The sequence below is a fragment of the Tepidiphilus baoligensis genome (genome assembly GCF_012911495.1).
GTDB lineage: Bacteria > Pseudomonadota > Gammaproteobacteria > Burkholderiales > Rhodocyclaceae > Tepidiphilus > Tepidiphilus olei.
In genome coordinates this window covers 1-560 of sequence record NZ_JAAAUB010000044.1, presented here as the reverse complement: position 1 = coordinate 560, position 560 = coordinate 1, and the positions used below count along the sequence as shown (strand labels likewise).

Sequence of the window (560 nt, the reverse complement as noted above, 5' to 3'; positions counted from 1 at the left end):
AAGGACAACCGCCGCACGCCGTGGAAAGACGTCGTCACGCGCGCCAAGTGCTCGCCCATCTGGCCGTGGATGCCGGGCGCGAGTGGTCTGGATACCCTCAAGACGGAGGCATTGAAACAAGGTCGTTGGCGTCTGGGGGAAGACGGCTACATCGAGAAGGGGCCCTTCCCCAAGGACAAGGCCACGGTCAATGTGTCTGTCGTCAACGTAAAGGTCGACTCGGGCGAGACGGTGTTGAGCCTGACGCCCCGCCATGCGGGCGACAGCCCGGTGGTCTACTGGTCGACCAAGCCGGATGTCTCCGACAAAGATCACAAGGTCGAGGACCTTGACAACTTCAGTACCACCGAGGGCACGCTGTACTTCTGGGTGAAGGACACCACCGGGCAACATGAAAGCGCTCCAGCCGTGCGTTGGCTGGCCGACCTGAAGATCCGTCACCAGGTCGAGCCGGCTGCCGACAAGCGCCGTGTGCGCCTCGAGGCCACTCCGCGGGCAGATCTATACTACACACTGGACGGGTCCAACCCTAAGGACGGCACGCGGTACGACGGCCCCTT

At 63.0% G+C, this 560-nt stretch carries 1 protein-coding gene; it reads left to right on the top strand.

Annotated elements, in window-relative coordinates:
• A partial coding sequence (locus GV368_RS10935) for an FN3 associated domain-containing protein (protein WP_206673412.1) occupies nt 1–560 on the top strand: 560 nt, incomplete at both ends.